Source organism: Acinetobacter terrae (genome assembly GCF_013004375.1).
Taxonomy (GTDB): Bacteria; Pseudomonadota; Gammaproteobacteria; order Pseudomonadales; family Moraxellaceae; genus Acinetobacter; species Acinetobacter terrae.
This window is the reverse complement of the sequence record NZ_JABERI010000026.1, coordinates 51,424-68,814: the sequence shown is the minus strand read 5'-3', so window position 1 is coordinate 68,814 and position 17,391 is coordinate 51,424. Positions and strand designations below refer to the sequence as shown.

Genomic DNA, 17,391 nt, shown 5'->3' with positions numbered 1-17,391 from the left:
TCATTCATGTCTATACATGTAGATAAATTGTTGCTGGCGAATAAAGTTTTACTTTTGCAGGGACCAATGGGTGATTTCTTTTATCGTTTAGCACAATGGTTAAACGGTAAAAATATTGAATGTTATAAAATCAACTTTAATGGTGGCGATCGATTTTTTTATAAATCCAAAGAAAATGTTTTTGATTATCAAGGGCGTTTAGGGGATTTTTTAGGGTGGATTGAGGCTTTTTTAATAGAGCATGAAATAGATGCTATTGTTTGCTTTGGTGATTGTAGAAAATATCACAAGTTGGCAAAAGTAATAGCAGAAAAAAATAATATTAATTTTTTTGCTTTTGAAGAGGGCTATATTCGACCCAATTACATCACTTTTGAGCAAAATGGCGTTAACTTTTTCTCTAATTTTTTGAACCACTTAAATAATATACAAGCTTTAGACAACCGTAATGATTTGAATTCTGATATCACTGATGTACAAAATAGCTACTCGAAAATGGTTGCGAGTGTTATTACCTATTATCTTTTATGGGTTTTATTTTCTTTTAAATATCCAAGTTATGAGCATCATCGCGGTATTCACCCAATAAAAGAATTGGGATTTTGGACATTATCGGGTATTCGAAGGGTTAAAAATAAACTGTTTGAAAAGCATGAATTTAATAACTTTTTAGAGGGAAATTCAAAAAAATATTTTATTTTTTCTTTACAAGTACATAATGATTCACAAATTAAAATACATAGTGATTTAAAGAATGTAGAAAAGTATATTGAATTGGTTTTAAAAGACTTTGGTCTTTATGCAGATCAGTCAATGCATTTGGTTTTGAAACATCACCCGATGGATAGGGGTTATCGAAATTATAGAAAATTAATTAATCGATATGCCAAGCAATTCCACATTCAAGGACGAGTTCATTATTTTTGTGATATCCATTTTCCTACCTTGTTGAAGCATGGCTTAGGTTTGGTTACGGTTAATAGCACAACAGGTATTCAGGCATTATTCCATCACATACCAGTTAAAGTGCTTGGTTTTGCTTTATATAATTTGCCAAAACTTACCAATCAATATGCTTTGTCCAAATTTTGGACAAATCCCGGAAAGGTCGATTCTCATTATTTTTCTTATTTCCGCAGTGAGCTTATCCTCTATTCACAATTGAACGGCTCTTTTTATGGTATTTCTCCTTGGAAAGAGGTTTATAGCAATCAAGCCGTAATTGCTCATCAAGAAGATCCAGAGAAACAAACTAAAGTTGTTTAAAGGTGGATATTGGTCTTTTTTAATGAAGAAACTTCATGCAATAAAAAAAACCCATCGAAAATGGTGATTCGAACTCATTCTGGGTAAGATCACCGCGATTTTATTATATTAAATTTTAAAAACAGAGAGTTAAATAGACTTTATTTTTCTAGATAAATTTTGCGAACTCTACCTGTGTCAGCTAATACCCATGAAGATTTTAATGGTAATTCTAATGATTTTGGTCAATTTTTGACATATCATTTCATCGTTATTTGGCGATATATCCTTAAAATTTTCCGAAAAGATAAGCAGTAATTAATTTTTTGAAAATATGGAATAACGTCAGGGTAAGGTCAAATAAAGAGCAAACTAATAAAATAGAACATTTACAGAGAAAATATAAAAATTAACAAAAAAAAAAGCCCCCATCTTTCGATGAGGGCTTTTTTTGAATCTGGAGCGGGAAAGGAGACTCGAACTCCCGACCCCAACCTTGGCAAGGTTATGCTCTACCAACTGAGCTATTCCCGCTTATTGAGTAGTTTTTTCTAAAACTTACACTAAAAAATTTGAGCGGGAAAGGAGACTCGAACTCCCGACCCCAACCTTGGCAAGGTTATGCTCTACCAACTGAGCTATTCCCGCATGCCGTGTATAATACAGTATGCAAAAATAGGGTCAATAACTTTGTGAAAAAACTTGTATCAATTGCATAAAATAAAACCATTTTTCACGGTTGTGGCGGTTTTGTAAGCAAAAATAATATAGATCACCCTAATCTCTGCTTAAAACTACTGAATGATTTAGCTGGTTCAAGATCAAGATTGAATCCGAACACGTTATACTAAACCCAGAGCTTTAGTGATTTGGGAGTATTATTTTGACTTTAGAACAACAACTGATTCAACGCCTTCAAGATTTATCACCAACACATTTAGAAGTGTTGAATGAATCATCAGGTCATGGTGGCTATTTTCCAGGTAAGGAGTCACATTTTAAAGTGATTGTGGTGAGTGACAGCTTTGAAGGATTACGTTTAGTGCAACGTCATCAAAAAATTTATGCTGCTGCAGGTGACTTACTGAGCCCGAGTCGTATTCATGCACTTGCCATCCATGCTTTTGTTCCCTCGGAATGGCAAGGACAAGCCACGCCAAGTCCTGACTGTGCACATGCACCCAAATCTGAATAAGGGATGTTGAATAATGGACATGCAGCTGACTGTTAAAATTATACATATGAGCATTGTGACCCTGCTGATTGGGGTTGTGATTGCTCGGGCTTTTACTCTGTTTGTCGGGGTTCAGGGGAATCAACCGAATCCAGTGGCACGGAAACTCTTGGTGGCGCTACAACATTTGTCGATGACCTTAATTGTACTGACAGGGATCATATCTTTAGTGATCAAAAACTTTGAAGTGCAATCCTGGTTCTATGCCAAAGTGGTTTTATTCTTGGTTTTATTTTCATCTTTAATCAAAGCGTATAAAAAAGATGACAGTATTTTGTTGGCACAACGTCGTGCAGGCTTAGCCATTGCTGTGGTGGCACTCATTGGGATTATTGGTCTAGTCATAATTAAGCCAAATTTCGGTTAATTGTTAGACATAATTGTTTTTGAAGCAAGGCGGGTAGGTTAAACTGCAAGCAATACATAAATATAAAGCATAGAGGGCTGCAATGCGGACACGTGTGGTTTTTAATCAAAAAGGTGGGGTCGGCAAGTCAAGTATTGCCGTAAATTTAGCAGCAATCAGTGCACATCAAGGTTTTAAAACTTTGTTGATTGATCTCGATCCACAAGCCAATTCGAGTCAATATTTATTGGGGGATGATGCGACTTACTCGGTTGATAAACCTGCGTTGGAGCCGAATGTTGAAAACTACTTTGAAGAAGTACTGGGTAATACCCAAAGTAAAGGGCTTTTAGGCAATGCAATTGGTTCGATTTTAAAGAGTCGTTCCAAAGGTCTGGAAAGCTATGTGCATCAATCGCCGTTTAAAAATTTGCATGTGATTCCTGCCAGTCCAACCTTGGGTGCACTGGCACACGCTTTAGAATCGAAACATAAAATCTATAAATTACGCGATGCCTTGCAACAGTTGGCTGGACAATACGACCGTGTTTATATTGATACACCCCCAGCGTTTAACTTCTTTACTTTATCTGCACTGATTGCCGCAGAACGGGTACTGATTCCTTTTGATTGTGATGTTTTCTCGAAACGTGCCTTAAAAACATTGATTGAAAATGTCATCGAAACCCAAGACGATCATAATGACCGCCTGGAAATTGAAGGTATTGTCGTCAATCAGTTTCAAGCTCAGGCAAAATTGCCACGTGAAGTGGTGCAACAACTCAAAGATGAAGGTTTGCCTGTTTTAGAAAGTATGTTGCCCCCGTCAATTTTAATGAAAGAATCTCATCTTAAAAATCAGCCTTTAATTCATTTGGCTACTGATCATAAATTGACGCAAGCCTATCAATCATTGTTCAATGAAATTGAGCAAAATAAGATTTGAGGTTTCCCATGAAAACATTGTATTTAAGCCTGTTACTGGGTAGTACTCTTTTATTGGGTGCATGTGCGACAACCGTCAAACCGACTTATGTATCACCAACGCAGTATCAAGCCTTGAGCTGCCAGCAATTACAAAGCGAATATAATCGTATCCAGCAATATATCGACAGTGGCGTACAACCGCCCAAGCGTAGTGGTGTGGGTGTTGGTGTAGGCGTTGGTGGTGGTTGGGGCAGTCATGGTGGCTGGGGAATTGGTCCAAGCGTTTCAGTCAATATGGGACAATCTTCAAATACCAAAAAAACTGAATTAGCCCGTCTATTGGGTGAGCAAGAAGCTGTGGTTCAGGCGGCTAAATTCAAAAATTGCCCGATTATTATTCGTAATAAAGCTCAATAATTCATCAATTTATCGCGCTGTTGTTGGGCTGTACTCGACAGCAGGGTGATAAAATCTTAGCAAAATGTTTCAATAAAATTTTATTAATATCAAGTACTTAATATTTTTTAGTGTGAAATTTAAACGTATGAGGTTATGATTTTTTAATCGAAATACTTGTCACTTTTTGTGACTTTCGTATAAGGTGTGCCACTCTTTAGTGGTGATATCAGGTATTTATGATTGAGAGTTGGCTTTTTGTGTTGGCAGTGATTGCGGTTCTGATGATTCCGGGTCCAACTAACGCATTACTTGCAAGCTCTGCACATCAACAAGGCATTGCCAAAACCAGTTTATTTATTCCAGCAAAGCTGCTTGGATATTTTTATGCCATTAATTTATGGGCATTGCTAATTCATGTATGTAGTCCAGTCTGGCCGAACTTTATTCATATTGTGCATTTTTTTAGCGCCCTCTATGTGGTTTGGATGGCCTTCCATTTATGGAAAACCTCAGATTTAGAAAAGCATAATCAACGTCATCCTTCTATCCGACCTCGACAACTGTTCTTTTCCACCTTCAAAAATCCTAAAGCTTTATTATTTGCAGCGGGTATTTTACCGATTGAAACCTGGAATAATCCGACTAATTTTGTTTTGGTGTTCGCAGCATTCAGTTTGGTGTTATTGCCTACAGCGGTGTTCTGGATGTCTTTTGGTCGTGCCATTTTGGCAGGCCAATCGAAGCAAATAAAAGCCGATCTTTTATATAAAGGATCGGCCATGTTGCTGCTGCTGGGTATGTTGCCTGTAGTGATTCGTTTCTTTTAAATTTCACAGCTGTTGCAACACACCAGTTTAATGTGCCTTTTTCAGCTTTTGGCGAATAAAACCAATAATGCCGGGCAGTACACTAATAATAATGATGCCAAAAATCAGATGGGTGAAATTGTCTTTTACAATTGGCATGTTGCCAAATAAATAACCCAAGGTAATAAATGAACCGATCCACAAGAATCCGCCAATCGCATTAAAGCTGAGGAAGAATTTGTAATTCATGCTGCCTGCACCGGCAACAAAGGGAGCGAAAGTACGGGCAAAAGGAACAAAGCGTGCAAAAATAATGGTTTTACCACCATGTTTTGCAAAGAATTTTTGCGTGTAATTTAAATGCTGTTTGTTAATAAAACGTGATTCCGTTTCAAAAACACGTGGTCCGATAAATTTACCAATATGATAATTCAGGGTATCGCCCAAGACTGCAGCAATAAACAAGAGGATCATCAGAACAAAAGGATCCATTGCACCTGTTGAAGCGGCTAAGGCCCCTGCAGCAAATAATAAGCTATCGCCCGGTAGAAACGGCATAACCACCAGACCCGTTTCTACAAAAATAATTAAGAAAAGAATGGCATAAATCCACACGCCATAATTGGTGATAAATTCGAGCAGATGGTCATCAACATGTAAGATAAAATCAAGCAGTTCCATGGGGCTACAGGCAGCAAAAATGTGCTGAAATCCTAGCAGTCTAAGGTATGAAAGTCAGTATGAAAAAGTAAATAAATTCCATTTTAATCGTTCCGTATTTGCAACGATGTATCTACAAAGTGCTGCTTTATTCAGCAAAAAAAACAGCCTAGTATGAATCCATCATTAAAAATATCGAAAAGGTTGTCTCATGTTAAATCCGAATGTTGTGGTAAAAAATCTGGTTCAAGGCCCACAAAGTGATGCTTTGATTAGCCTGATAGCCCGTGTTCTTATGGCTTATATTTTTATTATGGCAGGTTGGGGGAAAATCACTGCCTATAGTGCGACCGTGGGTTATATGGAGTCGATGGGTGTGCCGGGGATGATGTTGCCTTTAACCATTTTGGTTGAGTTTGGTGGTGGCTTGGCTTTGTTGTTTGGCTTTCAGGCTCGTTTCGCAGCATTGGGTTTGGCCTTATTTAGCTTAATCACTGCTTTCCTGTTTCATGGTGGTGCTGAAGATGCGATTAACTTTATGAAAAATATGGCCATGACCGGTGGTCTATTGTTTCTAATGCTGCATGGCGCAGGAAAATTCAGTGTGGATCATGTGATTGAGAAAGCATGATCGAAGCTAAAAATGAGATGACTTTAGCTTGGTCATTTCATTTTTGTAATTACATAAAAGCTATGCACAATACATAAAAGCTGCGTACAAATTGTCCGAATTTTGCTTCAATAAAGATTGATGAAGCTAGCTAGTGGAGTCAATCATGAAAAAAATGTTATTGGCACTGTTTGTTACGGGTTCAATGCTTTCCACAACATCTACATGGGCAGGTAAAAGTGATCAGGTCATCATGACTGAAGCTGCTCAAAACATGGTGACTGTTGCAGAAGCAAAACAACTCCCAGATGAAACTGCGGTCATGCTCTCCGGCACAATTGTTAGAAAAACACATAAAGATCATTATGAACTGAAAGATAGCTCGGGCAAAATTGGTATAGAAGTAGATTCTGATTTATGGAGACCGATGGGCTTGAAAGCAGGTGATAAAGTTAAGGTGATTGGTGAAGTGGATACCCATACTGGTCAACCGACGACAATAGATGTAGTTCAAATTGGAAGAATGGACAATCAATCTGATAAATGGCTCTGGTTTAACCGATAGTAATATGGAAGATGACTGGAAAAGACCAGAGCAGGAAGCAAATGATTAGGTTAAAGCAGTGCTCTCAATTAATCATTCTGAATGACAAAATAAAAAAGCACTCGAGATGGTGTTTTTTTATGCTCAAAATATAATCTAATCAATTGAATAGATGCCTTGTGCGAATAGTGTGCTTAATGCGACGAAAAATGATAGAATGCAGCGCTTATTTCGTTTGCCTTACATAGTTGTTTGTCATGACTACCAATACTCAAATCACTGAAGACCGCATCCTGATCTTGGACTTCGGTTCTCAATACAGTCAGCTTATTGCACGTCGTGTACGTGAAGCTGGTGTATATTCTGAAATGTATGCCTATGACATGTCTGAAGAAGACATTCGCGCATTTAATCCAAACGGTATCATCTTGTCTGGTGGTCCGGAAAGTGTTCATGAAGAAGGTAGTCCACGCGCACCTGAAGTTGTATTTAACTTGGGTGTACCTGTATTAGGTATTTGCTATGGCTTGCAAACCATGTCTGAACAACTTGGCGGTAAAGTAGAGCCAGGTACTGTTCATGAATTTGGTTATGCTGCGGTTGATGTTTTAGTCCGTGACCAACTTCTTGGTGATTTAAACGATGGTGAAAACAAACTGAATGTTTGGATGAGCCATGGTGATAAAGTGAGTGCGATTCCAGAAGGTTTCTCTGTTACTGCAAGCACTCCAAGCTGTCCATTTGCAGCTGTAAGCGATGAAAAACGTCGTTTCTACGGTGTACAGTTCCATCCAGAAGTAACCCATACTGCAAAAGGCGCAGAGTTATTATCTAACTTTGTACATAGCATTTGCGGATGTCGTAATCTTTGGAACTCTGAAAATATTATCGACCTACGTGTTGAACAATTGCGTAAACAAATTGGCGATCAAAAAGTATTGCTTGGTCTTTCAGGTGGTGTTGATTCATCTGTTGTTGCTGCGCTACTTCACCGTGCGATTGGCGACCAATTGACTTGCGTATTCGTAGACAACGGATTACTTCGTTTGAACGAAGGCGAGCAAGTGATGGACATGTTTGCGAAAAACATGGGTATCCGCGTGATTCGTGCTGATGCTGAAGAGCGTTTCTTGTCTGCACTTGCAGGTGAAGTTGATCCTGAGAAAAAACGTAAAATCATCGGTCGTGAATTCATTGAAGTTTTCGCTGAAGAAGCTCGTGGGCTAGATGGCGTAAACTTCCTTGCTCAAGGTACGATTTATCCAGACGTAATCGAATCTGCTGCAACTAAAAATGGTAAAGCGCACGTGATTAAATCACACCATAACGTGGGTGGTTTACCAGAAGATTTAGCATTTGAATTGGTTGAGCCAATTCGTGACTTGTTTAAAGATGAAGTACGTCGTTTAGGTACAACTTTAGGTTTACCACACGAAATGCTTTATCGTCATCCATTCCCGGGTCCAGGTTTGGGCGTGCGTATTTTGGGTGAAGTGAAAAAAGAATATGCTGACATCCTTCGTTTAGCTGATGACATTTTCATGCAAGAACTTCGTGCCAGCGGTTGGTATGATAAAACTGCTCAAGCATTCGCTGTATTCCAACCAGTTAAATCTGTTGGTGTAGTAGGTGATGGTCGTCGTTATGCATGGGTGATTGCACTTCGTGCAGTTGAAACTGTTGACTTCATGACAGCACGTTTTGCACATCTTCCATATGAATTGGTTGATAAGATTTCGACTCGTATCATGAACGAAATTAAAGATGTTTCACGTGTTGTTTATGACGTGTCATCTAAGCCACCAGCGACGATTGAATGGGAGTAAAACTGGGCTTTCAAGCAGCATTGCTGCTTGCCAGGTTTACGCCAAAGGCTACGCCTGCGGCAGTTTAGTGAAAACTAAACCTCTCAATAAAAAAGGACGCGAAAGCGTCCTTTTTTATCTTATGAAAATCAAATATTCAATCAAAAGAAAATAATTTCAATGACTTATGATCAATTTATTTTACTATACATGAAGTTGTTGATTGAAGAAAAACTAAATTGGGTTTTCGGCTATCCAAATTGAACTAAATTTTCATATTTATAAAATCGACCAAGATCGTTTTGATGAAGAAACTTTTTAATCATTCACAGGTATAAATAGCCACCTGATTGCGGCCATTTTTCTTGGCTTGATACAGCGCAATATCGGCATTTTTAATCAGTAAACTCAAATCATTTTGATTGGGTTGTAGTTGGGATACCCCAATCGAGACACTAAAATTGAAAAAGAATTTATCTTTAATACAGATTTGATGACTTTCAATGGTTCGGCACAATCGATTCGCGATGGTGATTGCCTCCTCCAGTGTGGTATTCGGCAGTAATGCAATAAATTCCTCTCCGCCAAAACGGGCTAACACATCTGTGTGTCGCATTTCCTTGCGAGCAATTTCAGCAAGCACCCGAAGGACTTCATCGCCTACATCATGTCCATAAGTGTCATTAATGTTTTTGAAAAAGTCGATATCCAGCATCAATAAACAAGCTAAATTATATTTTGGCCATTTCTGAATGGTTTGTTCAGCAACCTGTAAAAACTGTCGACGATTATTGAGTTGAGTTAACTCATCTGTATGCGCCAGTTCACTTAAGGCATAGTAGTTCCAGTCATTTAATAAAACCCGTAAAAAATTGCGTTTTGAATTTAAAGTATTATTCCAGCTGATATACATGCTGAGTAATAAAACAGGGACATAGATGAGAGAAAATAAGACAACTTCCTCTAAGCTGACCAACTGAGATACACCATGAAAAATGACCGCACTAATCAGCAAAGAGGTGAAGATTGAATTTCGAAAAGAGACTTGTACACATAAATTGCCTAATAAAATAAAAATGACAGCGGCATATATATATGTGGTCACGATTGGACTATGTGACAACATCAGAAGACTTAGCCACAATGCAGCTGCTGCCGCGACGTATATGGGAAGTAAGCTGTCTATAATTTTAATATTTTTGCAGTAACGAAAGGCGAACCCGTTGATTAATATTGCACAGACCACAAGAATAATCCGTGAAATACCTGAAAGCATGCCAATTTCAGGGATCAGCAACCAGTCTACAAAGAAATAACTTAAAAATGTAATCTGACCAATAAAATTGACGCATTTTAAAAATTGTCGTTGGTGTTTATTTTGATAGTCCAAGTAATATTGTTGAAATTGATCCGGAATACGTGTGGCTGGATCTCGTAATTCCTGTTCTATCACTTTTTGATTTTCAACAGTACACAGCTGCTTTGGTAAAATATAAGCAGTTTCATGATTTGAATTTTTATCCACATTTGTCCCAATCTGATCAGGATTTTTATCATTGTTGTTCTGAGTTTTTTTTTGATCTCCCCTAAACATGGAGATACCCCTTTCTTTGTGGGATTCGTAAAGCAAAAATAATAGGTGGATGAATAGAATTTGTACACCAGATAAACAATAAGCGGTTAAGGTAATTGTGACAAAATTTTATTTATATATAAAATTCATATGAATAGGAGATGAATAGCGGGGTGAATAAAGAATGAAGAGATTGTTTTATTACGGAAAATTTCAAAAATAATATTGTCCTATACATGGTATTCAGCGTATTAACTTAGCTATAGGCTGAATCTGTAAGAGCCTATATGATCATAAGAATAGATTCAGGACATTCAAGAGCGGTTTAGCCCGTACGATTCAGGATAAAAATATGACCAATAGCAACTATATAGAGCTTTCTGATTCAGATGATTGTGAAAAATACGTGAATCAATTTATTCAGGAATTTCCTTTACGTAGCGTGGAAATTGGGCAGGGAACCGTAATCAAGCGTGCTTTGCCAAGTCGCCATAAACGCTTAATTGGAGCATGGTGTTTCTTGGATCATGCCGGTCCCGTGACTTTTCCGCAAGGTGATGGCCTGGATGTTGGGCCGCATCCACATATAGGTTTGCAGACCTTCACCTGGATGATTGAAGGCACCATGATGCATACTGATAGTTTGGGCACAAAACAGTTGCTTCGCCCGAAACAGGTCAATTTAATGACAGCCGGTTATGGTATTTCACATACTGAAGTTGCACCGGAAACTGAAACCCATATGCATGCTGCACAGCTCTGGATTGCGTTGCCAGATGATAAAATGAATATGGCCCCCTGTTTTGAGCACTATCCAGAACTGCCTGTGGTTGAAAAAGATCAGGTCGAATTTACCGTATTGGTCGGCGAGTTTCTAAAAACTAAATCACCGGTAGCCGTACATACGGAATTACTCGGGGTTGATTTAACGGCAAAAGAATCGACCACCACCCGAATTAAACTCAATCCAAAATTTGAATACGGTTTCATGGCCTTGGATGGGGGAGCTGTCGTGAATGGTCATGAACTGACTGAAGACAATATGGTTGTTCTTGAGCCGGGTGTTACTGAAATTGAAATTCAGCTCCATGCGGGCAGCCGTATTCTACTGTTGGGTGGTGAACCTTTTGAGTCGCCAATATTGCTGTGGTGGAATTTTGTCGGTCGTACTCAGGAAGAACTTTGCAATGCTCGTGACCACTGGATTGAACAACATGAACGCTTTGGCAATATTGCTGATTATCCTGGACCACGCTTAGAAGCGCCGGCATTCCCAGATAAAATGCGTGCCTCTAAATAAAGATAAAATTTAAAATAAAGATAACATTTAGGAATCATCCTCCTCATGGCCATTATTGCAAATGCAGAAGTACATCGCTTGGCTGAACCTTGGTCGGGCGAGATCAAGACGGGTATACACCAATTTATGACTGATAAACCCGAATCTTTTGGTGGGCAAGATAAAGGTCCTGCACCTTATGATTTGATTTGTTCAGGTCTGATTTCTTGTACCATGATTACGCTGCGCATGTATGCCAGTCATAAAGGCATAGAGCTGGGGGAGTTTTCTGTTGAAGCTGATTTTAATGCCAATAAAGAAGGCAAAGAATGGATTGAACGTCGTTTGTCTTTTGCGCAGCCCTTGTCGGATGAGCTAAAGCAAAAGGTTTTAGAGATCAGCAATAAAACGCCAGTGACCAAAACATTATTACGTAGCCTAGACATTAATACTGTACTTGTCTAAGTTGATGAACAGATCGAAATGACATTTTGTGTAAAGCAGGATGTCATTTTTTTAGGGCTATGCGTATAGTCAAAGCAGAAAAAATAGAGAGCAAAATAATGATTACATTGCACCACTTAGATCAATCGCGTTCTTTTCGAATTTTATGGGCGTTAGAAGAACTGGCTTTGGATTATCAGGTTAAATTTTATAAACGCTTACCCACTTTTGCTGCCCCTCCAGAATTAAAACTGGTTCATCCTTTAGCCAAAGCACCGGTATTGACCGATGCGGATCAAACCATTGCCGAATCTGCGGTGATTTTGCAATATCTGCAAGAAACCTATGATCAGCAACAGCAATTTAATCTGCAGAATAAAAAAGATCAGCAGCAATATCGCTATTGGATGCATTATGCGGAAGGTTCATTGATGCCTTTACTGGTGATGCAGTTGGTGATGAGCAACGTACCCAAACATGTACCATGGCTGGTAAAGCCGGTCGCGAAAAAAATTACATCAGGGGTAAAGGCAGGATTTATTCAACCGCGTTTAAAAGATCATATTAACTATCTGGAAGATTATCTGGCTAAGCATGAGTACGTGGCAGGGGCATTTTCTTTTGCCGATATTCAGATGGGTTTTCCGCTAGAAGCCCTGCAGTCGAGAACATCAGGGTCATATCCTTATATTGCGGCCTATGTAAAACGTTTGGCGGAGCGTCCGGCTTATCAGCGAGCAAAGTTTAAAGAACAGAATCTAGCTTCTTAGATTGAGCTAGATGTACTGTACGTCTAGCTCATGTGGTAGAGGCGTTCTTTAGGGAAGATTACTTTAAAGGTTGAGCCTTGGTTTTCTTTTGATTCGATTTCTAAGTGTGCGCCATGTTGCATGAGCACATGTTTCACAATGGCCAACCCTAAACCTGTTCCGCCAGTTTGACGGCTACGGGCACTATCGACACGATAGAAACGCTCGGTTAAACGCGGCAGATGTTTGGGATCAATCCCGATCCCGGTATCTTCAACAGTAAAGATACCGTGCTCGCCATCATCATGCCAACCCATAGTAATGGTTCCGCCCTTAGGCGTGTATTTAATGGCATTGGTAATCAGGTTGCTGAAGGCGCTGGCAAGTTCGGTATCTGAACCAATCAGGTCACAATGACTGTCGATATCTAAATTCAGCGTGTGGTGATAGTCAACGTTGTAGGCTTGAGCATCATCAAACAGCTGGTTCATCAGACTCGGCATTTCAATAATCTGATTTTTGGCAATTTGCTTGTTGCTTTCTAAACGAGAGAGCAACAATAGGTCATTGACCAAGGCATTCATACGTCTGGTTTGTGCTTGCATCTGGTCAAAGGCACGTTTCCAACGTGGATTTAAATCTTCCTGATCGGTAAAGGTTTCAATATAACCACTGAGTACGGTCAGGGGCGTACGCAGTTCATGGGAAATATTGTCGACAAAGTCTTTACGCATTTGTTCCAGATTATGCATGCGGGTGACGTCATAGGCCACCAATAGACGGCTTTCACCACCAAAACGAGTCATTTTGACTTGCACATAATGGTCTTCAAAGGCTGAAGATTTCATTTTCAAGCCATCAGGTGCCTCGTCAATATGGTTGAAATATTGAATAAAATTCGGCTGACGCAGCAGGGTTAAAATATTACGCCCGCGATCTAAAGGCTGTATCCCGAGCAACTTTTCCGCTGCGGGATTCCACCATTCAATTTGGTGTAATTCATCAATCAAAACCACGGCTTCGGCCAGGGCAATCAGTGAAGATTGAGCACGATCAATTAAACCGACCATTTCTGCCTGAACAATACGTTCTTGGCGCTGGGCGCGATAAACATTAAACAGCAATGCGCCCCAGATGCCATCCAAGTTGGGCGGAACATCATAAGGGCGGTTGGAAATCCATTCATTTACCAAATACAGTGAACGGAGTTGCAAAGCAAAAAATATCGCGAAAGCGATGAAAATAAAAATCCAGAAATACCCAATCCCGATACCCATTAAACCTGCAATTAGCAGTAAAAAGGCGAGTAAACGTAAATCTTGCTTGGCAAAAGTCCATAAACTGCTGTAACGGAATCGTTTATGTTCTCGTGCAATTTCCGGGACGGGGTAGGGTTCATACATAAAACGCAATTTACCTAAAAAACGACTAACCTAAAGCGACATCCGCGCGGGTCGAAAAACGATAACCTGTGCCACGAACGGTTTGTATATAGCGGTCTACCCCAAAAGGTTCCAGCACTTTACGTAAACGGCGAATATGCACGTCAATGGTACGGTCTTCAATATATACGTTACCACCCCAAACCTGATCAAGCAATTGAGCACGGGTATAGGCACGTTCGGGATGAGTCATGAAGAATGCCAATAAACGGTATTCTGTGGGACCCATCTCTAAAATATTATCAGCATAACTGACGCGCTGGCTGACCGGATCAAGCATTAGACCATTGGCATCAATGGTTTTTTCACCACTTAAGGCATTGGCACGACGTAATACCGCTTTAATACGTGAAACCAGTTCTCGAGTCGAGAAAGGTTTGGTCATATAGTCGTCTGCACCCGCATCAAGACCTTGTACTTTATGGTCTTCTTCGCCACGTGCCGTCAGCATAATCACTGGAATTTCATTTAAGCTCTCGTCGCGTTTTAAGCGGCGGCACAGGTCAACCCCGCTGATACCACCCGGTAACATCCAATCTAGTAAAATAAGCGCAGGGCGTTGATCCACGATCATTTGGTGGGCTTGTTTGGCATCTTCTGCCTGTAAGCATTGAAAGCCTGCCATGTCTAAAGATGTGTGAATCATCTCTCGAATGGGAAGTTCGTCATCGACGATTAATATATAGTCATCTTTCACAACGCAATATCCTATTTGATGTTAACGGTGAACCGTTTTGTATTTATGACAGGCTTATTACAAAGATTAATTATGACAGTATCATTGCAGAAAAGGGCGATAGGCCAGTTTTCGCAAAGAAATGTGACAATTTTTATAGTGAAAAATGAACAATTTAAAATAAATCAGTCATCTAAATATAATGAATTCAACATATTGTATGAATTTCAATCTAAAGATTAAGATGAACTTTCTTTTTTCATTATTTTTTCTTTTTCTGAAAAAGTATCGAGCAAAGATAGAAAAACGATACTACAAGACGATAAAACCTCTTGCATCGATTGTTTAAAGCCACTGACCACCCAGCGAATCGCAATTTGAGTGACATAGCCATTCAAACCTGTTGCGACTAAAGAAATTTCACGTTCAGAACGGTCAATATGCGGCATCATTAACATGACAAAGGCATGAATCATACGGTCAAAACGCAACATGGTTTCATGAATAGTGGCTTGATTATGCAGCTCCTGAACCAGCATGGCATCGATATAAATAATCCGTGCCATACGTGGATTATCTTTTAATGTAGTGAGTAACGCCGTTAAGCCGGATTCAATCATTTTTCGCGGATCGGTCGATGCCTGCATGATGGCTTGCATGACATTGTGCTGCAATTGATCGATTAATTTTAAAAAGATGGTTTGAAAAAGCTCATCACTTTTCTTAAAAGATTCATAGAAATAGCGTTCAGTCAGTTTGGCTTCATTACAAATATCTTTTACCGTCACCGCAAAAAAACCATGCGTGCCATAGGCTTCAATGCCCGCTTCAATCAGCTTTTCACGACGTGCTTGTTTGCGCTCAGTTAAAGACAGGCCTTTAAATTGACGTTCTTTGGTTTTTGACGGCTTATTTTGTTTTTCTTCAAGATTTTCGTGTTGTTCAGTCATAAATATGGTGTGCCGAATTAAATCTGGGTTTTGCCCTATGTTAACAATAATTTATTCACAGACCTATGCTGAAAATGGCCAGATGGTCTTTGATCTTGCTATTGATCATATATTATATTGACAATGAGTATTGTCAAAATTATATTGGATGGATGAACTGCACATCATCACCACAGAAAAACAATCGAGATGTTTAGGTGAATGGTGCAGAAAAAATTGGATAAGGATGAGTCATGAAAAATTTTAAAAATAAAGTCGCAGCAATTACCGGTGCGGGTTCAGGTATTGGTCAGCAATTGGCTGTACTTTTGGCAAAGCAAGGTTGTCATTTGTCCTTAAGTGATGTGAATGAACAAGGTTTAGCGCAAACGGCTGAATTGGTAAAACAAAGTCATGTACGTGTAACCACCCAAAAACTGGATGTGGCTGACCGTGATGCCATGAAAGAATGGGCTGCGGATACCGTGCAAAATCACGGTTCAGTCAACATGATTTTTAACAATGCGGGGGTTGCACTGGGTTCAACCGTTGAAGGGGCAAGTTACGAAGAACTGGAATGGATTGTGAATATTAACTTCTGGGGTGTGGTCTATGGCACCAAAGAGTTTTTACCTTTAATCAAGAAGTCCGGTGAAGGGCATATCATTAATATTTCCAGTCTGTTTGGTTTAACTGCACAACCGACCCAGTCTGCATATAATGCCACCAAATTTGCGGTACGTGGTTTCACTGAATCACTGCGTCAGGAACTGGACATGGAAAATTGTGGCGTGAGTGCGCTATGTGTTCACCCAGGCGGTATTCGTACCAATATTGCCAATGCAGCCAAGATGAATGACAGTATTCGAAGCTTAGGTATGCATCCGGAAAAATCGGCAGAATCCTTTAATAAATTATTACGTTGCCCACCAGAAGAAGCAGCACGTCAAATCATTGAAGCGGTGCAAAAAGATAAACGCCGTTTATTGATAGGTAATGATGCCAAAGCCATTGATTTGATGCAGCGCATTTTGCCGACCGGTTATCAGCGTGTCATGGCATTCGCTACAAAATTAGGCAATAAAAGCAAGAAATCTGCTTAAAACCAAAAGCGCTTAAAAACCCGCAAATGGCGGGTTTTTTTATGCCTTAAAATTGCGGTTTTCGAATATCCCAAAAGTATTTTTCCTTAAGTTTTAGCTTATAAATTGGAGCTGTAGCGGGTACTCGAAAAAGTAGCCTTATATCTAAAAATAAGAAATAAAAATAAAAAAACCAGCTGAATTTAAATAAGCAAGTGTTGAAATATCAACACACATACCGCGTTAAAACCAACATGTTTAGTTGGAATAAAATTAATAAATTCCGTTAAAACAATAATTTATATAGTTGGCATGGTTGTTGCGAAATAACAAGAACGAAAACATGAAGAATAGGCCAAAACCTATGCGTAATTTAAACCATTTAAAAGCAAAACCGCAGTGCTTGAGTATAGCCAACATGACTTCAGCTCATTTAGTGATGTGCATGACCATGTGTGGCTATACATGCTGTCGCTAACAGAAACTAATTTAAAAAAAATGGCTGTTGGATGATCTTGATTATTAATCACGTGAATCATCCGAAGTTCGTTTCAGGAAATAAAGAAAAACTGAAAAACAAACAGGCCGCATAACCCGTATTTCCCACGCACTACATTTACCTCAAGTCCTTGGCTTGGGGT

18 protein-coding genes and 2 tRNA genes are annotated in these 17,391 nt (G+C 39.4%); 13 read left to right on the top strand and 7 right to left on the bottom strand.

The window, feature by feature from the left end:
• Positions 1-6: 6 nt before the first annotated feature.
• Positions 7-1,266: a capsular biosynthesis protein gene (locus HLH14_RS11535; RefSeq protein WP_171533092.1), complete on the top strand. Its 1,260-nt coding sequence runs from the start codon at positions 7-9 to the stop codon at positions 1,264-1,266.
• 437 nt (positions 1,267-1,703) lie between these two features.
• Here the strand turns inward: HLH14_RS11535 and HLH14_RS11530 are convergent.
• Positions 1,704-1,779: transfer RNA gene (locus HLH14_RS11530), tRNA-Gly, on the bottom strand.
• A 41-nt stretch (positions 1,780-1,820) separates the two neighbouring features.
• Positions 1,821-1,893, bottom strand: a tRNA-Gly gene (locus tag HLH14_RS11525).
• A 235-nt stretch (positions 1,894-2,128) separates the two neighbouring features.
• On the opposite strand from HLH14_RS11525, the gene HLH14_RS11520 reads away from it, so the two are divergent.
• The 5 genes from HLH14_RS11520 (at position 2,129) to HLH14_RS11500 (ending at position 4,978) form a co-directional block, all read left to right on the top strand.
• Positions 2,129-2,440: a BolA family protein gene (locus tag HLH14_RS11520; RefSeq protein ID WP_171533091.1), complete on the top strand. Its 312-nt coding sequence runs from the start codon at positions 2,129-2,131 to the stop codon at positions 2,438-2,440.
• Between the two features lie 13 nt (positions 2,441-2,453).
• Positions 2,454-2,846, top strand: coding sequence for a SirB2 family protein (locus HLH14_RS11515; RefSeq protein WP_086193939.1), 393 nt, complete (start codon positions 2,454-2,456; stop codon positions 2,844-2,846).
• 82 nt (positions 2,847-2,928) lie between these two features.
• A complete protein-coding gene (locus HLH14_RS11510) occupies positions 2,929-3,771 on the top strand; it encodes a ParA family protein (protein WP_067725819.1) in 843 nt (280 codons plus the stop codon).
• Between the two features lie 8 nt (positions 3,772-3,779).
• Positions 3,780-4,169: a hypothetical protein gene (locus tag HLH14_RS11505; protein WP_171533090.1), complete on the top strand. Its 390-nt coding sequence runs from the start codon at positions 3,780-3,782 to the stop codon at positions 4,167-4,169.
• 218 nt (positions 4,170-4,387) lie between these two features.
• Positions 4,388-4,978 carry a LysE family translocator gene (locus HLH14_RS11500; RefSeq protein ID WP_067725822.1) on the top strand — a complete coding sequence of 197 codons (591 nt, stop codon included), beginning with the start codon at positions 4,388-4,390 and terminating at the stop codon, positions 4,976-4,978.
• Between the two features lie 27 nt (positions 4,979-5,005).
• Here the strand turns inward: HLH14_RS11500 and HLH14_RS11495 are convergent, their stop codons facing one another.
• Entirely contained in the window at positions 5,006-5,638 is a 633-nt protein-coding gene (locus HLH14_RS11495) for a DedA family protein (protein ID WP_067725824.1), read from the bottom strand.
• A 190-nt stretch (positions 5,639-5,828) separates the two neighbouring features.
• On the opposite strand from HLH14_RS11495, the gene HLH14_RS11490 reads away from it, so the two are divergent.
• The 3 genes from HLH14_RS11490 (at position 5,829) to guaA (ending at position 8,597) form a co-directional block, all read left to right on the top strand.
• Positions 5,829-6,248 carry a DoxX family protein gene (locus HLH14_RS11490; RefSeq protein ID WP_067725825.1) on the top strand — a complete coding sequence of 140 codons (420 nt, stop codon included), beginning with the start codon at positions 5,829-5,831 and terminating at the stop codon, positions 6,246-6,248.
• A 145-nt stretch (positions 6,249-6,393) separates the two neighbouring features.
• Positions 6,394-6,792: a NirD/YgiW/YdeI family stress tolerance protein gene (locus tag HLH14_RS11485; protein WP_067725827.1), complete on the top strand. Its 399-nt coding sequence runs from the start codon at positions 6,394-6,396 to the stop codon at positions 6,790-6,792.
• Positions 6,793-7,028: 236 nt separating this feature from the next.
• Positions 7,029-8,597: a glutamine-hydrolyzing GMP synthase gene (guaA, locus tag HLH14_RS11480; protein ID WP_067725829.1), complete on the top strand. Its 1,569-nt coding sequence runs from the start codon at positions 7,029-7,031 to the stop codon at positions 8,595-8,597.
• A 301-nt stretch (positions 8,598-8,898) separates the two neighbouring features.
• Here guaA and HLH14_RS11475 read toward each other — a convergent pair whose 3' ends face one another.
• On the bottom strand, positions 8,899-10,101 hold the full coding sequence (locus tag HLH14_RS11475) for a GGDEF domain-containing protein (protein WP_252152411.1): 1,203 nt from the start codon (positions 10,099-10,101) through the stop codon (positions 8,899-8,901).
• Between the two features lie 400 nt (positions 10,102-10,501).
• Here HLH14_RS11475 and HLH14_RS11470 point away from each other — a divergent pair, with 400 nt between their 5' ends.
• The 3 genes from HLH14_RS11470 (at position 10,502) to HLH14_RS11460 (ending at position 12,642) form a co-directional block, all read left to right on the top strand.
• A complete protein-coding gene (locus tag HLH14_RS11470) occupies positions 10,502-11,449 on the top strand; it encodes a pirin family protein (protein WP_171533088.1) in 948 nt (315 codons plus the stop codon).
• A 45-nt stretch (positions 11,450-11,494) separates the two neighbouring features.
• Positions 11,495-11,893, top strand: coding sequence for an OsmC family protein (locus HLH14_RS11465; RefSeq protein ID WP_086193930.1), 399 nt, complete (start codon positions 11,495-11,497; stop codon positions 11,891-11,893).
• Between the two features lie 98 nt (positions 11,894-11,991).
• Positions 11,992-12,642 (top strand): glutathione S-transferase, encoded by a 651-nt coding sequence (locus tag HLH14_RS11460; protein ID WP_086193929.1) that lies wholly within the window; start codon positions 11,992-11,994, stop codon positions 12,640-12,642.
• Positions 12,643-12,665: 23 nt separating this feature from the next.
• On the opposite strand, the gene phoR is transcribed toward HLH14_RS11460, so the two are convergent.
• From phoR to HLH14_RS11445, 3 genes are all read right to left on the bottom strand, one after another.
• On the bottom strand, positions 12,666-14,024 hold the full coding sequence (gene phoR, locus HLH14_RS11455; protein WP_067725839.1) for a phosphate regulon sensor histidine kinase PhoR: 1,359 nt from the start codon (positions 14,022-14,024) through the stop codon (positions 12,666-12,668).
• Positions 14,025-14,049: 25 nt separating this feature from the next.
• Entirely contained in the window at positions 14,050-14,760 is a 711-nt protein-coding gene (phoB, locus tag HLH14_RS11450) for a phosphate regulon transcriptional regulator PhoB (protein WP_067725841.1), read from the bottom strand.
• A gap of 218 nt (positions 14,761-14,978) precedes the next feature.
• Complete coding sequence (locus HLH14_RS11445; protein WP_086193928.1) at positions 14,979-15,689, bottom strand: TetR/AcrR family transcriptional regulator; 711 nt, start codon at positions 15,687-15,689, stop codon at positions 14,979-14,981.
• A gap of 233 nt (positions 15,690-15,922) precedes the next feature.
• Between HLH14_RS11445 and HLH14_RS11440 the strand changes: the two genes are divergently transcribed.
• Positions 15,923-16,771: an SDR family NAD(P)-dependent oxidoreductase gene (locus HLH14_RS11440; RefSeq protein WP_086193927.1), complete on the top strand. Its 849-nt coding sequence runs from the start codon at positions 15,923-15,925 to the stop codon at positions 16,769-16,771.
• Positions 16,772-17,391: the final 620 nt, after the last annotated feature.